The 19,068-nt window shown below is 42.2% G+C and carries 14 protein-coding genes and 1 other annotated feature; of the genes, 3 read left to right on the forward strand and 11 right to left on the reverse strand.

What is annotated here, in order from left to right; genetic code table 11:
- Window positions 1-106 precede the first annotated feature (106 nt).
- Both BIV59_RS14325 and BIV59_RS14330 read right to left on the reverse strand, forming a co-directional pair.
- A complete protein-coding gene (locus BIV59_RS14325; protein WP_071352156.1) occupies window positions 107-3,214 on the reverse strand; it encodes an MMPL family transporter in 3,108 nt (1,035 codons plus the stop codon).
- Complete coding sequence (locus tag BIV59_RS14330; protein WP_071352157.1) at window positions 3,211-3,678, reverse strand: MarR family winged helix-turn-helix transcriptional regulator; 468 nt, start codon at window positions 3,676-3,678, stop codon at window positions 3,211-3,213. The genes BIV59_RS14325 and BIV59_RS14330 overlap by 4 nt, the downstream gene beginning before the upstream one ends.
- Before the next feature lie 288 nt (window positions 3,679-3,966).
- Between BIV59_RS14330 and BIV59_RS14335 the strand changes: the two genes are divergently transcribed.
- A complete protein-coding gene (locus BIV59_RS14335; protein WP_071352158.1) occupies window positions 3,967-4,455 on the forward strand; it encodes a hypothetical protein in 489 nt (162 codons plus the stop codon).
- Window positions 4,456-4,561: 106 nt separating this feature from the next.
- Here the strand turns inward: BIV59_RS14335 and BIV59_RS14340 are convergent, their stop codons facing one another.
- The 7 genes from BIV59_RS14340 to dacB form a co-directional block, all read right to left on the reverse strand.
- Complete coding sequence (locus BIV59_RS14340; protein ID WP_071352159.1) at window positions 4,562-5,635, reverse strand: ABC transporter substrate-binding protein; 1,074 nt, start codon at window positions 5,633-5,635, stop codon at window positions 4,562-4,564.
- Window positions 5,632-6,435: an ABC transporter permease gene (locus BIV59_RS14345; RefSeq protein WP_071352160.1), complete on the reverse strand. Its 804-nt coding sequence runs from the start codon at window positions 6,433-6,435 to the stop codon at window positions 5,632-5,634. The genes BIV59_RS14340 and BIV59_RS14345 overlap by 4 nt, the downstream gene beginning before the upstream one ends.
- A complete protein-coding gene (locus BIV59_RS14350) occupies window positions 6,436-7,239 on the reverse strand; it encodes an ABC transporter permease (protein ID WP_071352161.1) in 804 nt (267 codons plus the stop codon). It abuts the gene before it with no gap.
- The gene (locus tag BIV59_RS14355; protein ID WP_071352162.1) at window positions 7,229-8,338 is read right to left on the reverse strand and encodes an ABC transporter ATP-binding protein; all 1,110 of its coding nucleotides are present in this window, start codon (window positions 8,336-8,338) and stop codon (window positions 7,229-7,231) included. Before BIV59_RS14355 ends, BIV59_RS14350 begins: the two co-directional genes overlap by 11 nt.
- 33 nt (window positions 8,339-8,371) lie before the next feature.
- Window positions 8,372-8,914 (reverse strand): helix-turn-helix domain-containing protein, encoded by a 543-nt coding sequence (locus BIV59_RS14360; RefSeq protein ID WP_071352163.1) that lies wholly within the window; start codon window positions 8,912-8,914, stop codon window positions 8,372-8,374.
- Between the two features lie 236 nt (window positions 8,915-9,150).
- Window positions 9,151-9,981 (reverse strand): CPBP family intramembrane glutamic endopeptidase, encoded by an 831-nt coding sequence (locus tag BIV59_RS14365; protein ID WP_083392189.1) that lies wholly within the window; start codon window positions 9,979-9,981, stop codon window positions 9,151-9,153.
- 198 nt (window positions 9,982-10,179) lie between these two features.
- The gene (gene dacB / locus BIV59_RS14370) at window positions 10,180-11,664 is read right to left on the reverse strand and encodes a D-alanyl-D-alanine carboxypeptidase/D-alanyl-D-alanine endopeptidase (RefSeq protein WP_071352169.1); all 1,485 of its coding nucleotides are present in this window, start codon (window positions 11,662-11,664) and stop codon (window positions 10,180-10,182) included.
- A gap of 460 nt (window positions 11,665-12,124) precedes the next feature.
- Window positions 12,125-12,367, forward strand: a binding site (T-box leader).
- Between the two features lie 43 nt (window positions 12,368-12,410).
- Between dacB and brnQ the strand changes: the two genes are divergently transcribed.
- Complete coding sequence (brnQ, locus tag BIV59_RS14375; RefSeq protein ID WP_071352165.1) at window positions 12,411-13,757, forward strand: branched-chain amino acid transport system II carrier protein; 1,347 nt, start codon at window positions 12,411-12,413, stop codon at window positions 13,755-13,757.
- Between the two features lie 169 nt (window positions 13,758-13,926).
- Here brnQ and BIV59_RS14380 read toward each other — a convergent pair whose 3' ends face one another.
- The gene (locus tag BIV59_RS14380; protein WP_071352166.1) at window positions 13,927-15,363 is read right to left on the reverse strand and encodes an NAD(P)H-hydrate dehydratase; all 1,437 of its coding nucleotides are present in this window, start codon (window positions 15,361-15,363) and stop codon (window positions 13,927-13,929) included.
- A gap of 173 nt (window positions 15,364-15,536) precedes the next feature.
- A complete protein-coding gene (locus tag BIV59_RS14385; RefSeq protein ID WP_071352167.1) occupies window positions 15,537-17,561 on the reverse strand; it encodes a Na+/H+ antiporter in 2,025 nt (674 codons plus the stop codon).
- A 229-nt stretch (window positions 17,562-17,790) separates the two neighbouring features.
- Here BIV59_RS14385 and BIV59_RS14390 point away from each other — a divergent pair, with 229 nt between their 5' ends.
- Window positions 17,791-18,816: an STAS domain-containing protein gene (locus tag BIV59_RS14390; RefSeq protein WP_071352168.1), complete on the forward strand. Its 1,026-nt coding sequence runs from the start codon at window positions 17,791-17,793 to the stop codon at window positions 18,814-18,816.
- Window positions 18,817-19,068 lie beyond the last annotated feature (252 nt).

Below are 19,068 nucleotides of genomic sequence, written 5' to 3' on the forward strand. Positions count from 1 at the left end.
CCCGCAAGCGTAGCTGAGGAGGCTCACCGCCCGCCCCGCGGAAAGCGAGCATCCTGAAGCGGAAATCAACCACTTGTTGAATAGAAACAAAGTTTGCGCAAACAGCCTATTTAATAAATGGCCACCAATTTGCTTTGCCAAAGGTTTTCGCCATAATCGGTATAAATAGAGGCAATATAACCAGGGCATACAGCACAAGGCCTATAAGAATTAACGTGGCAATTTCGAGCAGGGAGAGAACGCCAGCCGGCATCATGGCAGCAAAGGTTCCTCCAAGGATAATGGCAGCTGAGATAATCACCGTTCCCATTTTCCTCATTGATACAAGCATAGCTTCTTTTATCGTCATATCTTTGTATTCGTTGAATCGGTCCATTAAGAATATGCTGTAATCAATTCCGAGCGCTATCAATATGACGAATGCAAAGAACGGCACGGCCCAGCTGATGCCTTCATAGCCAAGGATGTTAACAAATATCACTTCTGTTATCGCCATGGAAGTATAGTATGTCAAAACCAGCGAAGCAATTAGATAAATCGGCATTACAATTGAGCGTAGCAGCAGGAAGAGTATGATACCGATTCCTGCGAGCATAAGCACAACGGTCCTCGAATAATCTGCATCTGATATTTTGCTCATATCATTATAGGTGCTTGTTACACCGCCAATGGCTACCTTCGCATTTTCAAGGCTCGTATCCTTCACTGCAATGGCTATAGACTTCTTGATAGGATCAATCTCACTGATGGCTTCATTGGAATATGGATTATCCTTAAATATCACATCCATGGTCATCACTTTGCGGTCTGGAGACATATATGCATCAAGTGCCTTTTTGAAGTCTTTGCTATTTAGTACTTCATCCGGAATATAAAGTCCTGATACGTTTTTGTCCGAAGAGGCTAATCCAGACAAATAGCCTTGGGCAGAATTCAATCCTTTGTGGACCTGATTCAAGCCATTCGCACTGTCATTCAGCCCATTCGTCAATGAATTCATCTGTCCGTTCAGGTTTGAAAATCCATTCAGCAGCTGCTTCTGTCCTGTATTCAGGCTAGTAAGGCCGCCCTTAAATTTCGAGATATTTCCAATCACTTGTTCCTGGCCGTTTGCTGCTTTGGTCAATCCTGTCTGCAGCTCGTTCATTCCGGCAATAAGCTTTGTCATTCCGCTAGCCAATTCACTCTGGCCAGAAGCCGCTGAAGCGAGACTTGCATTGGCAGTATCAATGCCGCCCTTCACTTTTGACAGTCCCCCGTTAAGCTGAGTAAGACCCGAGGATAATGGCCGTAAGCCCTTTTGAACAGAACCGACAGTTCCTTTAATTGTTTGATAATCCCTGTCAGATTGAAGATCAGGGTATTTGTTTTCTATTCCTTTAAAGTTTGCATCGAGTCCTTGGAGGGTTTGGGAAATTTGTGTGAGCCCCGTCCCGATTTCTTTATACTTGCTTTGGAGGCCGCCCAAGCCTGCACTGGCTTGTTTATAGCCGTTTGCAAGTTTTGTCATTCCACTTGAGAGCTTGACAAGGTTCGCCTGTACCTCACGCATCCCCTTTTTGATGTCCCCGGCTCCCATCGAACCGCTGCGGATGCCTGTTTCAATGGCAGTTAATCCATTTTGGACTTTACCCATTCCATTCCTCAGCTCATCCGTCCCGCTAATCAGGCCGTTAATTCCATCTGTTGCTTTATTCAGCTGAGGAGCTGACTTGGATAGTTCGCCGCCTGCCTTCTTCAGGCCGTCACTGATTTTTTTGATGCCTTCATTTCCTTTGCCGACACCCTTTTCGAGTGAATCTGCCTGCTTTGATACAAACAAGTTCTCTATCGGTTTTCCTGCAGGGCGGGTCACAGAACGTACTGTATCCACACCATTGACCTTGGCAACTTCCTGAGATATTTTTTCAGCTAAGGCTACATACTCTGCCGAATTCATGCTCACATCATTTTTAATAACAACCTGAGTAGGCATGGACTGCCCTGGGCCGAATCCGGATGAAACAATATCAAACGCCTTAACAGATGCCATATCATCTCCGGCTTCATTCAAGGAATTATATGACAGCTTCCCGTCGTAAAAAACCAAAAATGGAACACATATTGCAGCTACAATAAGTAAAGCGACAAATGGCCGGGCAAGCGCAAATTTCCCTGCAGCTCCCCATAACCTGCTTTCCTTATGTTCAAGCTTTCCTTTAGAGGGCCAGAATATTTTCTTTCCTAACACAGCCATAAAGAATGGAACGACCGTTACAAGAGCTAATAATAAAACCGCTACTCCAACAGCTACTGCCGCAGCGGATTGATAAAGCTTAAAGGTTGAAAAGCCGATTGCAGCAAAGCCGACAAGGACTGCAAGCCCGCTGAAAAATACCGTTTTCCCCGCTGTCCTGTAGGTAGTGATAATTGCTTCCGCCAGGCTTTCGTGCTCTGATATTTCTTCTTTGAACCTGCTGAATAACAGGATGCAGTAATCCGTTCCAATTCCGAACATAATGGCCACCATAAATATTTGTGTATAAGACGAGATAGGAAAGTCAAAGGAATCCACCAGGAAGGACACGATGGATTGAGAGACCAGATAGGAAATCCCCACCGTCACCAGCGGAATGATGGGCGTAATGACCGAACGGAATACGAGGAGCAATACACCAAGGATAAAAATAACGGTAATGCCTTCCGTTTTTTTCAGTCCTTCCTGGGAGTTCGTATTAAGATCTTCATCGATCATCCAGCTGCTGGTATAGTAATGCCCGACCTTTACTTCTTTAAGCTCTTTATACAGAGCCTTAGACGTTTCTTTCCGGTCACGGTTCTCCATGTTCATCGAGAGTGAAGCTAAAATAGTTTTTCCATCCTTTGAAACCAGCTGGTTTTTTAGGGATTTTTCCTTAAAATGGGTTGTAATGTCATTGATGCCGAGTTTATTTTTATCGCTCTCGAGCTTGTTTATTCCTTGTTCTATATCAGCCAGATCTGCAGCCGAGAGCTTTGACTTGCTGTGAAATACAAGCGCCACCTGTGATTCATCATCATCGCTGATATCCTTCATAATTTTATTAGCCATGGCAGAAGAATAGGTGTCGGGTATGGAAAGCTGCCCTTTTTTACTGACAAGGTCAGCCATATTGGGTGCCAGCCCCATTAATACGGCAGCTGCCGCAATCCAGGCAGCAAGGATCAGCCATTTTCCTTTTAATATTACGCTCATGAAGGTTCCTCCTGTATATCTTTTGTCATTTCGATTAATATTCGCGAAAGCTTTTCGTATGTATGAATAAAAGCTTCTATTTCCTCATTATTAAACTTTGTGATAAATGATTCTACGAGCTTATGGATTTTCTGTTCTTTTGCGGAGAATAATGCTTCTCCTTCTTTTGTCAGGGTCAGATATACCACTCTGCGATCATTTTCATCCCGTTTACGCTGAATAAGCCCTTTATCGGTTAAACGGGTGATAATGGCTGAGATTGCGCTTTTATTAACATAAAAGGCCTCAGCAAGGTCAGTGGATTTGCACTGCGGAGCCTGCTGGATAAACCGCAGCGTATAATACTGCTCATTTGTCAGATCACTGCAAATTTGTTCCTTTATCAGTGATTCTCCTATTTTTGTAACATAAAAGGAAACTCTTAAATACCGGTCAATTAACCCTTGAACCTCGTCATTATGCATAAATCATCAACATCTCCATATTAGTTCAACTCTTTAACTATTAATGTATTTAACTATAATATGGTTTTTTTTTACTGTCAATAACCAAAAACGGATGCCCATTGTCCAGAAGAAAAATTCGGTATTACGTCCTGCCTGGCTGGGTGCTATAGTCTAAGATGCCCCGCTGGAAAGTTAAGAAAGTAAAATGGTTTGTTGTTAATTTTTTTGAATTTTTTGTTTGACTTTTGCATATATCGGGAAAAAACCAACAAGCATCGATACTTACAAAATAAGGAGGAAGCAAATATGACTCAGCAAATGACCAGCGATAATGAGAAAAACAGTAAAATGTTGAAAGGTATAATTATTGGGGGAATCATTGGAGGGGCTTTAACCTTATTGGATTCACGCACTCGTACTAAAGTGAAAGAAACAGCAGCCGATCTAAAGGATTCTTCAATGGGCATGATTGCACAGGTAAAGGAAAACCCAGGCGAGTTGAAGGACCAGATGATTAGCCGTTTCAAAGATGCTTCAACAACTTTAAAGGAAGCAATCAGTGATGCACAAAGCCTTTATGAAATGGTGAATGAAGAGGTTCTTGGGCGCGTAACAGAAGTGAAGGACATTTCAACTGATGCTCTTTCAACAGCAAAACAAGCTACTGGTGAACTGAAGGATATCGGATCCAAAGTGGCTGAAGCCGGTTCACAGCTTAAGGAAACAAACAGTAAAACACAAAATGGCGGCACTTCCAGTACTTCCTCTGACATAAACCAAAACCGCAATATGTAAATTACTGATAAAAACAGAAACAGGCTTTTCTTACTTAATTTCTGTAAAAAATTTTTGATCAAGCCATAAATAAAAGTCGGCGCCAAGGCCTGGCGCCGACTTTTATTTATTTTCTGTGCATCTTGAACTCTAAGAACAGTTCGTTATAGTAGGCAAGATTTTTTTGCCCTAGATTTTTATATACCTCAAGCTTATCGGTCATTTCAGGCGATGGATAAAAACGTTTATCATTTACAGTCGCTTTTGGCATGTATTTCAATGCCATTTTATTTGGAGAAGAATAATTAACATATTCTGCATTTTTAGCAGCTACCTTTGCATCCAGCATAAAGTTAATAAACTTATGTGCAGCCGAAATATGTTTAGCTGTTTTAGGGATAACCATGTTATCAAACCATAAGTTTGTTCCTTCTTTTGGAAGCACATATTGCAGATCTTCATTTTCTGCCATAATTTCTGAGGCAACCCCAGACCATACAACCCCAATGGAGGCTTCCTGGTTTTCAAGCAGCATCCTGCTCTCATCACCGACAATCGCTTTAATATTCGGTGTCAGACTGTCCAGTCTCCTCTTTGCCTCCTGAAGATGCTTTTTATTTGTATCATTCAGCGAGTAATTCAGACTGTTCAGTCCCATTCCGATTACTTCTCTTGCACTGTCCGCCAGCAGAATCTGATTGTGTAAATCTTTATCCCATAAATCATCCCAACTGGTGATTTTTTTATTGCCGAGCATTTTAGGATTATATACTATCCCGACTGTTCCCCAAAAATAAGGAATGGAATACTTGTTTTTCGGATCAAACGGCAAATCCATAAATCGCTTGTCAATATTTTTCAGGTTTGGAAGCTTGCTGTGATCGAGCGGCAGAAGAAGGTTTTCCTTCCTCATTTTATCAATCATATATTCTGAAGGAACCGCAATATCATAGGCAGTACCGCCCTGCTGAATTTTTGTCATCATCGCTTCATTGGAATCAAAGGTTTCATAAATCACTTTAATCCCCGTTTGTTTTTCAAACTTCTTAATCAGAGAAGAATCGATATAATCTCCCCAGTTATAAACCGTTAAAGTCTTTGCTCCTGAATATCCCTGAGAGGAGTTCAGTCGCGATACTGCGTACAGGAGCACCGCTGAAATAATAGCAATTGCAAGGAAAACCCGGCTCAGCTGTTTCATTTTCCTGCCCCCATTCCATTCCTGACATTGCGCTGGGTGATGAAATAATATCCCACAACAAGCACCATGGTAAATAAGAATAGCAGTGTAGATAGCGCGTTGATATTAAGGGAAATTCCCCTTCTGGCCAGTGAGTATATTTCTACAGAAAGTGTAGAAAATCCATTTCCCGTCACGAAAAATGTTACTGCAAAATCGTCGAGCGAATAAGTTAATGCAAGGAAAAAGCCAGCAAAAATGCCCGGAGTAATATAAGGAATGACTACCTTTGACAGCACATCCCAGCGGCTGGCCCCTAAATCCCTGGCTGCATCAAGCAAACTCGGGCTCATCTCCTGCAGTTTAGGAAGAACCATAATGACAACAATCGGCACACTAAAGGCAATATGCGACAGCAGGACCGAGAAGAACCCTAGCTTAAGCCCAATCATTGTAAAAAGAATAAGAAATGAAGCACCAATAATAACATCAGGACTTACAATCAGGACATTATTCAGGGAAAGCAGTGCTTTTTTTGTCTTTCTCTTCCTTACACTGCGGATAGCAAGTGCCCCGAGCACTCCCAGGATGGTTGAAATTGCAGCGGAAAGCAGCGCAATGACCAGGGTATTCAACACAATAATCAGCAGGCGGGTATCATGAAACAATTCTTTATACCACTGAAGGGTAAACTTATCGAATTGATGCATGTCACCTCCGCTGTTAAATGAATAGTAAACTAAAAAGAAAATAGGAGCATACAGCACCAGAAAAACTGCAACAAGATAGACGGATGATAATGCTGAATTTTTCCTTCTCATTTAGACACCCCGCTTTCTGTTGCCTGTCAGGGCCATGATCGCAAACATGATAATGATCAAAAAGACCGCAATCGTTGACCCCATGCCCCAGTCCTGAGTAACAAGGAAATGCTGTTCAATTGCTGTGCCAAGCGTAATGACACGGTTTCCTGCAATCAATCTTGTCAGCATGAATAGTGATAATGATGGAATGAATACTGCCTGGCATCCCGACTTAACACCTTCAATGGTGAGAGGGAAAATGACACGGCGGAAAGTAGTCCAGGAAGATGCCCCCAAATCATTAGCCGCATCAAGCAATGTGGGATTCAACTTATCCAATGTATTAAAGATCGGCAAAATCATGAATGGTATGAAAATATATACCGAAACGAAAATAAAGCTGAAATCTGTAAACAGTATTTGTTTGCTTCCGATTCCGATTACTTTCAGGAAGCTGTTAGCTGCCCCGTATGTCCCGAAAATGCCAAGGAACGCATAAGCCTTTAAAAGTAAATTAATCCAGGACGGCAGTATGATTAAAAGAAGCCACAGCTGCTTATGTTTCGTTTTAGTTAACAAATATGCTGCCGGATAGGCGATGAGCAGTGAAAAAGCTGTTATCAAAAACGAATACCAAAAAGAACTCAGCGTCATTTTCAAATAAACGGGTGTAAAAAACTTTTGATAATTGGAAATTGAAAAATTCCCTTCAATATCAAAGAAAGAATAATAAAGGACAAGCAGAATGGGAGCAATAACAAAAAGCAGGATCCATAATGCATATGGAATCAGATATATGTTGCGCGACGCCTTATTCTGCATAGCTTGACCCGCCATTATAAGCTTCCAGACGCTTATCGAATTCTTCTTCCGTTTCCCCGAAACGCATGACATGAATGGCTTCCGGATCAAAATAAAGTCCAATTTCATCGCCTACGGTAGCCTTTTTGGTGGAATGGACAAGCCACTCATTCCCCTCTTTATCATAGCTGCTGATTTCGTAATGGACACCGCGGAAGAGCTGTGAATCTACACGTACCTGCAGCTTGCCCCTGTCTACTGTGGTTATCTCCAGATCTTCAGGGCGGATGATGATTTCAACAGGCTCATTCGGATTAAAGCCCTGATCCACGCAATCAAATTGTTTCCCTCCGAATGCTGCCAGATTGTCTTGGATCATCGTCCCTTTAACAATGTTAGACTCTCCGATAAAATCGGCAACAAACCGGTTAATCGGCTCGTCGTAAATATCCGTAGGAGTCCCGCTTTGCTGGATAATTCCTTTATTCAGCACGAATATTTCATCTGACATGGCCAAAGCCTCTTCCTGGTCATGTGTAACAAAAATGAAGGTAATTCCAAGGCGCCTTTGAAGCTCGCGCAATTCATACTGCATTTCCGTCCGAAGCTTAAGATCCAGGGCAGATAATGGCTCATCAAGGAGGATGACTTCCGGTTCATTCACAATCGCCCGGGCAATCGCCACACGCTGGCGCTGGCCGCCGGACATCTCACTGATTTCCCTTGTCTCATAACCATCCAGGTTAACAAAGGATAGGGCCTCAAGCACCTTTGCTTCAACATCAGCATTTTTTATTTTTTTAATCCGAAGGCCAAATGCTACGTTTTCAAACACGTTCAAATGCGGAAATAGGGCGTAATCCTGAAACACGGTGTTAACCTGGCGTTTATTCGCCGGAACATCATTGATTAATTTCCCGTTAAAATATATGCTGCCTTTCGTTGCGTCCGTAAAACCGGCAATCAGGCGCAGAATAGTGGTTTTTCCGCAGCCTGAAGGTCCAAGAAGTGTATAAAACTTTCCTCTCTCAATCTCAAAACTTACGTTATCCAGTATTGCCGGATCTTGATCATACTGCTTTGTTACCTGCTCAAAGCGGATAATTGTCTGGTCTGCCATTGCAGCCTCCTCCTTGTCGAATACATATTTTTCTTACAGATAGGAATCTGTAGCCACCAGCAGCAGCTCGGACATCCCTTTATGGTCGTTAATGATTTTATGTTCATCTGAAGCATGAAAATATATTGATTCGCCTGCTTTCGCAATATAGGTATGCCGGCCCAGCCTGACCTGTACCTGACCTTTGAGCACATAGCCAAATGTCTCTGAAAGAGAAGGCTCGAATGTCTTAAATTCACCCTTTTCCTTAAAAGTCAGCCGGATCGGTTCCATTTCTTTTTCATTGGATTCCGGGACAAGCCATTGAATTTGATAGCCTCTTTCCTCGTCATCGTAAAAAGTCTGATCTTCTTGGGTGTAAACGACCTTTTGCTTGCGTTCTTCTTCATCAAAAAATTGACTGGGGCTGCAGCCAAGCACCTCTAAAATAGTAAAAAAAGTTTCTATAGATGGGGAGCTCAAATCACGCTCAAGCTGTGAAATATAGCCTTTGCTTAAATCCGTTCTTTCTCCAAGCTCTTCTTGCGTTAGTCCTTTTTTCAAGCGCAGATTTTTTATTTTTTTGCCGATTTGCATAATATAGCCTCGATTTATTGTTTAGTAATAGTAAACATTAAGGCACAATTGTTTTCATATACTAAACTCCAAGTTTACTTTTAACCTTATCCATTATACATGACATTTCGTAAACCGCAATATATTTCCCGCGGATTTAACAATTATCCGGTGTTGCAATTTTCCGCCATCGCCTTATGCCTGTACTTCCGTAAAAGCATAAAAAAAAGCCGTCATTTCGACGGACTTTCTGCACTTCATTGCTGCCTGCGATATTTTCGCCAGACTAAATAATAAAAAAGGCCAAATAAACAAAGATCAAACAGCAGGGAGTATACCGGGTCATTATTTTTCACCTTAAACAACGAAGGAATAGCGCCGCCTACAGATTGGTCGTCTGCAAAAAAGATAAACAAAAACATATTATTGGCAGCATGGACTCCAATGGACAGCTCAAGCCCCCCCATTTTAACTGCAAGGAGTGTCAGCATAAATCCGACAAATACATAGTCGAGTCCCACAAAAATGGCTGAACGCTCCATTTCCGGGTTTAAAAAATGCATGGAGCCAAAGATAATGGCAATAATGCCGGCGAGAATATAAGGATTACGGACCTTTTTGCCAAACCATTGCAATAAAAACCCTCTGAAAAATAATTCTTCCACTGTAGTTTGGATTGGGACAAGCACCATAATCAGGACAAGCAGAATCAAAAAATCCTTCCACTTCACACTGTTTAAAGAAATATCAGATGGAAAAAGGGCATAATCAATTAGCTGAAAAACCATCATGAAGAAAAAAAACATCCCATACGCCCAGAAGATCTGCCTCCAATTAATCCGTTTCCCTGCGGTAATCAGTGTTCTAAACTTTCTTTTATGAATCACCCTTATACAAAACCAAAGTCCCAGGATCCAAAAAACATCTGCCAGCATGGTTAAGGCAAAATCCAGCATGGGATGATGAACCCCAAATGATTCGATTAATGACAGGTCTTCCCCTGTTGCCCACAAATATGCGGCCATTGCAATTCCGTAAAAAATGGATGCTGCAATGAAGATTGCCCCCATTGTCACGAGCGACAGCATATACCGTTTCCAGCTGTTTTCCCCCGGCAGATTATATAGATAGCTTTTAATAATACCCCCCCTTGCCTGCTTTACTCCTTATTGGCGGCTCAGCATTTTATATCTTTATTCTACCATCTCAGCCTCTATTGTTTCCCGGTAAAATTGATTTCAATTTTCATTATTAAAAAACAGGACGAAGGGTTTCGCTGCCTGAAGTCATTTTTCGCTTGCGAGTACAACGGCTATATCATCCTGTATCTTTTGGATTCCATCTTCTTCTATAAAATTGTTTATTAAAACAGAGAAAATGTATGTTTCCCCATTTTTCGCAGTTGCGTAACCCGATAATGTACTGCACGATGAAATGGTTCCTGTTTTCGCAAATACCTTTCCCGCAGCAGCTGTGTTCTTCATTCTTTTTCTAAGGGTCCCCCCATCCATTCTGCCGTTTGCGCCTGCTGTTGGCAATGCATGAAGATATGCCGGGAACCATGGTTTTTTCTGTATTTTATACAGTAACTCAGAAATTGAATTGGCTGAAATCAAATCAGCCTGGGAAATTCCAGAGCCATCTCTGATCTGCATTGCACGAGTATCCAGCCCCCAGCTTTCAGCTGTTTCCCTTACAGTTTCAAGGCCCTTCTTCCAGCTTCCTTCTCCTTTTTTCACTCTGCCTAATTCTTTCACAAGCACTTCTGCATGGCTGTTATTGCTTAGCTTCATAAATGGAACCATAAGCTCGGATAGCAGCATTGATGAATGAACAGCTTTAACTGTTGCAGTTTCTGGAACCTTTCCTGTCCTAATCCTGCCAAGAAGCTTAATCCCCTGCCTTTTAAGTGCTTGATCAAATAAATCCAATGCATACCCGGTTGGCTCCCATACAGCGCTCCATTGTTTATCAGGGGATGAACCAAGCGGAATAGTCCCCTCTACTGTAATGATATTCGTTCCATGCTTGCGGACCATTTTCAATTCTTTTTCTGCATCATGTCCAGAAGTTCGAACATGATTGATAACCTTCACATAATTTGTTTGAGGAGAAACAGTGATTTCGGCACGCTTTCCTGTCTCGCTGGCCGGACTCACTTTTAAAATGACTGAACCCGTATCATAATCTTCATCAGGAGATGCCGTCAGAGCTGAAATCTGGGCTCCGTAATATTCCTGTTCGTCAGTCCAGGCAAGATCAAAGGAATACCTTTCCCTGTCAAACCAGGAATCATCTCCAATCAGGTTGCCAGAAACAGTTTTTATGCCGCCCTTTCTAAGCTTTAAAGCAAGCTCATCAAAATCCTTCTGTAAAAGAGTAGGATCTCCTTTTCCTTTTAAATATAGATTGCCATGTAAAAAGTGGTTTATCACTGGCCCTTCTGCCAGCACCTCTGTTTGGAAAACATATTGTTCTCCAAGTGTTTCAAGGGCTGCCGCTGCAGTCAATAGCTTCAGGTTTGAAGCCGGCCTTAATCGTGTATTCCCATCCCTGTCATACAATATTTTCCCTGTTTGTGCCGAACGGATGCTGACTCCTGCCAGCGCTCCGTTTAAATGGGGGTCTTGAAGGATAGCCGATATTTTCCTCCCCAGCTCTTCTTGGCCCTGGGTGGCATGCGCCAATTCACGTTTATCTTTGACCGAAGGAATAATTATCAGCATAAACACCAGAAAGACAATCGGAACACTCTTCACTTTTTTCTTCAGCAACAGCTTCCACCTCCGAGTTACCTTTTCCTTTATTGGGAACCTTTCATATGCATGTTGATTCTGCTTTTGGTCGCTCGCTTTCTTCGGCGGCCGGGAGCTTCCATTCATGCCTGCCGTGTTCAATGTGCAGAAGACGATTTATTTTCCTCTTTATCCCCACAATGTATTCTCATCATTTGATATTTCTTCCAAAAGTAATTGCGGTATATCAATTTTCATTACCAAAGCTTTGCTTCGCGCTTGTTGTAATCAAGTTTCGTATTTCTCTTACAGCAGGCGTTCCTTTTGTACTCTCCGCTTTTAGTCTGCAGAGCCACTGCAAAAAATTAACATTGAGATTTAACAGAGCGATTATGTAAAATAATGAGGTGGTCAGATTCTGATGGTTATACAGAATAATTAAAAATTTCTAAATATATTGACATAATATTATCTGTCTGATAAATTATCAATATCAAGAAAGTCGATGACGAGAAAGAGTACGATTTATTCCTGTCCCGCAGAAAGCCGGCATTTGATGAAAGCAGGCGTTCAGGATATTTCTGAAAATCATCTCCGAGACGCAATGCCGAATGTTAGTAGGCATTGACGGGACTTCCGCCGTTATACGGAACGCGTATGTATTGTACGCTAGTTGAGAGCCGGATTTGATCGGAATTCCGGAATTAGGGTGGTAACGCGAGCTAAACTCGTCCCTGTTATTGGGGGCGAGTTTTTTATTTTGACTAAAAGGAGAGAGTACGTTGAAAAAATTAGACATCTTATTTATTGGTTTTATGCTATTTTCCATGTTCTTTGGAGCAGGAAACCTCATTTTCCCTCCTTTTCTCGGTGCACAGTCAGGTACTTCATTTTGGCTGGCAATGACAGGATTCATTTTGACAGGAGTTGGCCTTCCGTTTGCAGTATTACTGGCAGTTTCACTTGTAAAGGGAGGTGTACAAACAATCGGAAACAGGGTACACCCGCTCTTCTCCACTATTTTCATGGTCGTCATTTATTTATGTATCGGCCCATTTTTGGCCATTCCGAGAAATGCCAATGTTGCCTATGAAATGGGCGTGAAATCTTATCTTCCTGGACAATCGCATTCCTCCCTGTTTTTATTTATATTCACGGTGGTTTTTTTCTTGCTCGTTTATCTGGTGAGCTTAAACCCTTCCAAAATGGAAAAGTATATGGGGCGCTGGATCACACCGGTTTTGCTTATCAGCATGGTTGTATTGTGTGCTGCAGGATTCTTCAAGCTGCATGCACCAATCCAGCAGCCGGCAGAAGCCTATCAGTCCGGAGCGCTATTCAAAGGATTCATTCAAGGCTATTCAACAATGGATGCACTTGCTTCCCTCGCATTTGGGATTGTTATCCTGACATCCATCAGCCAAAAAGGAATAGATGATAGAAAACAATTATCAAGATATACCTTAAAAGCTGCCATTATTGCAGGCATCCTGCTTTCATTTGTTTATATCAGCCTTGGTCAAATCGGCACCAAAATGGCTGCGGGACACTCTTACCGCAATGGCACCGAGCTGCTTTCCGATGCTTCTGTTCTCTTACTGGGACAAGGCGGAAAAGCTCTTCTTGGTTTTATTTTCACACTCGCCTGCTTTACAACAGTCGTCGGCTTAACAACGGCCTGCGGGCAGTATTTCTCAAAGCTTATTCCTAAGGCCAGCTATAAGCAGATTATTTCAGCGGTGACGCTTGTTGGATTTTTCTTATCCAACTTAGGATTGGATCAAATTTTGAAGGTTTCTGTACCCTTTCTTGTCACCGCCTATCCGTTAACCATCGTTCTTGTGGCATTAACTTTTTTCAGCAAATACTTCCGGAACAAGAGGAAAGTCTACGGAAGCGCCATTTTATTCACTGGCATCTTTGCACTGATTGACGGTATCTTTGCATTTGGGTTTACACTGGGACCTTTGCAGGAAGCATGGAAATCCCTTCCCCTCTCCAAATATGGCCTTGAATGGATCATTCCGGCAATCGCAGGAACTTTGTTCGGCATCCTCATAAGCGCATTTGACAAAAAGGATGTCCCGGAGGATGAAAAAGATTGGACAATGGAGAAAAAATCAAGCTAAAAAATACCCGGATAACCTCCCGCATAGGGATGTCATCCGGGTATTTTTCTTTTGTAATAGCTGTTATGGTGTAAACAGTAATACATCACTGCTTGTTAGGTTAAGCTTCAGAGATTTAATCCCAAGATTGCTAAAGACTAAGCAAGGCTTCCAAACGGAAACAGCACTGCTACCTTGTAATGTTTTTAATCACACTTGCAATACTCTCGCTAACATCTGTTGCGAGCATGCTTTCAGGCGCTTTATCTTCACTCCAGAAGTCAGCACTGGCTCCATGGAAGTATACGGCATTTGCAATCGCTGTCTTGATTTCAGGCTGCGAAGAAATCATCGCAAGGATAATGCCAGTCAATGTATCGCCCGTACCTCCCTTGGCAAGGCCGGCGTTTCCGCTTCTATTAACAATCAGGGAACCATCCGGATAGGCTATAACCGTATTCCTCCCTTTTAACACAACAATGATTCCATGTTTCTTCGCATAATCACTGGCATGGGTAAGCCTTTTCGCCCCAATTTCCGCAATAGGAAGGCCAGTCATTTTGCTGAATTCCCCAGGGTGGGGTGTCACAATGATTTCTGCCTCTCTGCTTGGATACCTGCGCTCTTTCAGTGCTCCTGCATCAAGGATAATCGGCAAATTGCCAGCAAACAAATGCCTAAGCGCTTCTTCAATGTTCTCTTGGTCATCCAGCCCAGGACCGATAGCTGCTGCCTTTATGCCTTTTGGAAGGTCTCCTGCCGCTGCCTTTTTTAGGCCATCATGAACAAAGGTGCACTCTGGCACTCTTGCAGAGATGATTCCTGAAGCAAAGCGTGTTGTTCCTACCACTAGCTTCCCAATCCCGCTCCTCATTGCTCCAAGGCTTGCAAGCATAGCACTCCCTGGCATTTCATCTGAGCCGGCAAGGAGCAGCCCGGTGCCGGACGAGCCTTTGTGTGCCCCTGGCGATCTATGTCTGAATGTCTGAGCTGCCTTTTCCTTTGTCCATACCTGCCATGCTGAATCATGGGGGAGCCCAATATCCAGAACCTGTATTTCTCCGTAGTATTCGGTACTTCCCTCCAAAAATGCTGATGGCTTGTACCCATGCAGCGTTAATGTTAAATCTGCCCTGAACGCTGTGCCCGTCTTGCCATTATCTGCTTCTACACCTGAAGGAATATCTATGGCAGCCCGTAAGGCATTTGCTTCATTTGCCCATTTTATGGTTTTTTCCAGATTTTCACTCAATGGCAGCTTTGTCCCTGTTCCAAGGAGGCTATCCACTATTACATCAGCATGTCCTTCTTGTTCAGAAATCTCAAAACCCCTGTTTCTAAAATAATTCAAATGTTTTATGGCATATTCTGATAATGGCTCCCCGTCAGGAAACATCAGCCGGCAGGAATACCCATTCTCTTTTAAATAACGAGCAGCCACAATTCCATCCCCGCCATTGTTTCCTTTTCCGGCAAGAACGGCGATTTCCTGGTTTTTTGAGATTTTTTCAGAAAGTGCCAGGTAAACCTCTCTGCCTGCAACTTCCATTAATGTAAAAGCATCCATTCCCTGCTTTCTTGCTTCTTCGTCTGCTCTTCTAATGGCTTCTGCGCTATAAATGAACAAAATATCACCCGCCTTTTATTTGCATTCATTTCTTTTTTTCCCTAATCTCCAGCAGTTAATCAGCCCGTACGTATTGTTTTTTGGTTAAGCACGCCTGATAACCGGGAACGTCCGCATTTTTTAAAAAATCCCGGCACAAAACAAAAGGTTTCGCGAATGCGAAACCCCTGAATTTACTCATAGCTATTTTCATCTATTAATGCAGCTTCCCTGATATTGATTTGCTGCCGTATTTTATGGGAAAGTTCACGGGTGATTGCACCGTGTTCAAATAAAGACTGAACTTGATCTCTCTCTGCCTGAATCGCTTTGTAATGAAGCTCTCTTTCAATATTCGAGAGATCTTCATTAGTCTTTAAATTTAAGTACGCATGATTCAGTCTGGCAATCAGCGTTCTGTATTCAGCTATCACCAATAAAGAGAATTCCTTATTTTCTTCAGTAATTCCTTTTTTTATGGCGCCAATAGCTGCTCTGGAAGTTCTGATCTTCAGCTTTCTTGCATTTGCCAGAAACTCCTGTCCCCAATCCGTAAAAGATCTATTTCTTGAAAACAGTTTATGAAGGAGACGCTTTAACAAGACCACCGTAATCAAGAGCCTGTATTTAAGCCTGCTGGTTACCGCCGATTCTTTATAGTGAATATTTTGCAGGAACTTAAGGGCCAGCTCTTTTTTTATTTCCTCATTTTTTGCCAGTTTGCGAACTAGCTCCTCTTCTGCATGAAGTCCCAAAAGACGGATGACCGCTTCCATTTCACGTGAATGGAACGGGTTTTTCGGAACGCCGCTGTAGTTAATTTCCTCAATTGCTCGTGTATATTTAGATACTACAGAAGATACAGCGACACGGTTTTCTTCGTTTGCAAGAGACTGAACAAACTGAATAACTTCTTTATAAATTGTAATTTTAGCCAGGTTTTCTTTTTGATTTGCATCATTGGAAGATGGATCTTTCTTCTGCTTGCCGAGAATGGGAAGAGCAATGCTGGAAAAGATAAGTGTTAAGAGAATGACTCCCGCGGAAATAAAGATGAATAGCTCTCTTTGCGGAAATTTGCTGCCATTTTCCAAAACGAACGGAATGGAAAAAGCACCGGCAAGTGTAACAGCTCCGCGGACACCGGCAAACGACAGGGTTAACGCTGATTTCATTCCCATACCTGGCATGTGTATGTTTAATTTAGGCGATATGAGAATAATCACCGTCACCCAGAGAAAGCGCAAAGCAATCAAAAGCAAGGTAATGATAGCAACATAACTGAAAACCTTCATATTATTAAAAGCAGGATCTGAAATAATAACCTTCAAAACATGGGGAACCTGCACCCCAAGAAGCATAAAGACAAGACCATTCAATATAAACGATAAAACGGTCCATGTGCTGACAGAAACGACCTGTAGCTTAACCGTGGGAGATTCATCCCGGTCACGCTCAATGGCATGAACGATGCCAGCTGCAACCACGGCAAGAATGCCGGATACTCCAAATTCTTCTGAAACCAGATAAATGATAAAAGGAGTCAGGATATGGATCAGCATGTGTATGGTAACATCCTCCATACCCAGCCGCCTTATAAAAGTCCTGAGCCTTAAAATTAAAAAAGCCAGGGCGGTACCAATAGCTAGACCGCCTATTGCAATAATAAAGAAGCTAAAGGTGGCTTCTGCAATGGAAAATACACCTGTGACAGTCGCTGCCACAGCAAATTTAAACGCCACAAGGCCGGATGCATCGTTCATTAAAGCTTCGCCTTCTAATATTCTCATGATGATTTTCGGCATCTTGACCCTTTCTGAAATTGCACTCACGGCAACTGCATCTGTCGGGGAAAGAATGGCGGCAAGAGCAAAAGCTGCAGGCAGCGGAATGGACGGGATAAGCCAGTAGATGATAAAGCCCATAACAATAACTGTTATGAAAACGAGTCCTAAAGCGAGAAGCAAAATTGGCGACCGAAGCTTCCATAAATCAGCTCTTGGGACATTTTTCGCATCATAAAAGAGCAGAGGAGCAATAAACAAAACAAAAAACAGTTCCGGATTAAGCGGCAAATTGATGCCTGCAGGCAATACTGCAAGCATGCCTCCCAGTGCTATTTGGATGAGCGGGACTGGAATTATCGGTATAAAGTGGTTAATAAAATTCGATAACCCTATAAGAGCAAGAAGAATGAGTACTGCTAAAAAAGTTTCCAAGGTGCAGCTGCCTCCTTTTTTACCGGGGGCCCTTTTCCTATATAGAAAGCAGGATTGTCCGTATTTAAAAGCAAATTGTGATATCCTTAGTTTATTATACCCTTTTAAGTATAAGATAAAGAAATAGCCAGCTTAGCATGATATAAAATTTAAAATTATTGCCTTTTCGCTCTTATTTTATTAAAAAGGAGAAAAAGAGCATAGTCATTTGGTGGTAAAGGAGATCATTATGAGTACTGAAAGTAATCTGAATATGAACGTCGGCGGTCTGGAATTCGGGTGGGATTTGAAAAAGGGCGTTTTTCAATATGAAAATGATGATGCTGTTTTATTCTGGATTTCATCTGCCATGAAATCATTTTTTGATACCATTGAAGAAATTTCCGGAAATGACGCTGCAAGCGTGGTTTTAGAAACTACAGGCTATCGTCAGGGAACTACTGTAGGCGAATATTACAAGAGCCAAAATTTATCTATAGCAGAAGTAGCTTCAGTGGTACCCAACACCTACGCTTCGGCAGGCTGGGGAAAAATCAGTATCATAGAAATGAATCAAGAGATGAAAACGGCAACCATCACGATTGAAAACAGCTGGGAATCCAAAATTAATATAGCACAGGGCAAATCCAGTCATGGAACATTTATTCCAGGACATTTTTCAGGCTTATTGACCGGCTTATTAGAAACTAACATATGGTACAAAGAGATACAGACCTCCTTTGAGAATACTAATAAGCAGTTCATTTATGAATTTTTCCCATCTGATAGAACCGTTGAGCAAAACATACATGATTTGGCTAGAAAAGCTGAAGCAGAGCATATCAGAAGCCTGGAGCAAACGGTGAATGAAAGAACAAGAGAGCTGTCAGAATTAGTCAAGGAGATATCATCTCCAATCATACCGGTGCTAGAAGGCATTGTAGTTGTTCCGCTTCTCGGGAAATACGACGAATTCCGCTCTGAGGAATTAACTGTGAAGACACTGTACAATCTTCCGGCTTACAAAGCTAATTATCTGGTTCTTGATTTAACCGGCCTGGACAAGCATATTGATGAATACACGGTCGGCTTTATTAATAAATTGGCTTCCGCTGCAGCATTAATCGGTACGGAAACCATTCTAGTCGGCATTTCAGCTGAGCTGGGAATGACTATTGCCCAGACCGATTATAACCTTGCCCAATTCAATTGCTTCCAGACTCTGCAGCACGGCATTTACTTTGCACTTTCGCAGACAGGAAAGCAGATTATATAAGCAGCATAGGCATAATACCTATCTAATTAATCAGAAGCTGAAAGCGCATTTGCGTATGCTGTTCAGCTTCTTTTTATTAGCTATTTTACATATTTCAATGAATAAGAATGCGTGATATTAAATAAAGCATACCATCTGGCATTTGCCCCAAAACTGCCGATTCACTTGAATCTTTCTTTTTTAAAGGCTGTTTTCTTAAACCTTGTTGCTACCTGAACAAGGGGTTGATTTACGCTCCAGGATGCTCGCTTT

This window comes from Bacillus sp. MUM 13 (assembly GCF_001866725.1).
Taxonomy (GTDB): domain Bacteria; phylum Bacillota; class Bacilli; order Bacillales; family DSM-1321; genus Peribacillus.

Bases quoted from the DNA above. Each gene is read 5' to 3' on its own strand.
- BIV59_RS14325 (WP_071352156.1), bottom strand. From the start codon at position 3,214: ATGAGCGTAATATTAAAAGGAAAATGGCTGATCCTTGCTGCCTGGATT.
- BIV59_RS14330 (WP_071352157.1), bottom strand. From the start codon at position 3,678: ATGCATAATGACGAGGTTCAAGGGTTAATTGACCGGTATTTAAGAGTT.
- BIV59_RS14335 (WP_071352158.1), top strand. From the start codon at position 3,967: ATGACTCAGCAAATGACCAGCGATAATGAGAAAAACAGTAAAATGTTG.
- BIV59_RS14340 (WP_071352159.1), bottom strand. From the start codon at position 5,635: ATGAAACAGCTGAGCCGGGTTTTCCTTGCAATTGCTATTATTTCAGCG.
- BIV59_RS14345 (WP_071352160.1), bottom strand. From the start codon at position 6,435: ATGAGAAGGAAAAATTCAGCATTATCATCCGTCTATCTTGTTGCAGTT.
- BIV59_RS14350 (WP_071352161.1), bottom strand. From the start codon at position 7,239: ATGCAGAATAAGGCGTCGCGCAACATATATCTGATTCCATATGCATTA.
- BIV59_RS14355 (WP_071352162.1), bottom strand. From the start codon at position 8,338: ATGGCAGACCAGACAATTATCCGCTTTGAGCAGGTAACAAAGCAGTAT.
- BIV59_RS14360 (WP_071352163.1), bottom strand. From the start codon at position 8,914: ATGCAAATCGGCAAAAAAATAAAAAATCTGCGCTTGAAAAAAGGACTA.
- BIV59_RS14365 (WP_083392189.1), bottom strand. From the start codon at position 9,981: ATGCTGTCGCTCGTGACAATGGGGGCAATCTTCATTGCAGCATCCATT.
- BIV59_RS14390 (WP_071352168.1), top strand. From the start codon at position 17,791: ATGAGTACTGAAAGTAATCTGAATATGAACGTCGGCGGTCTGGAATTC.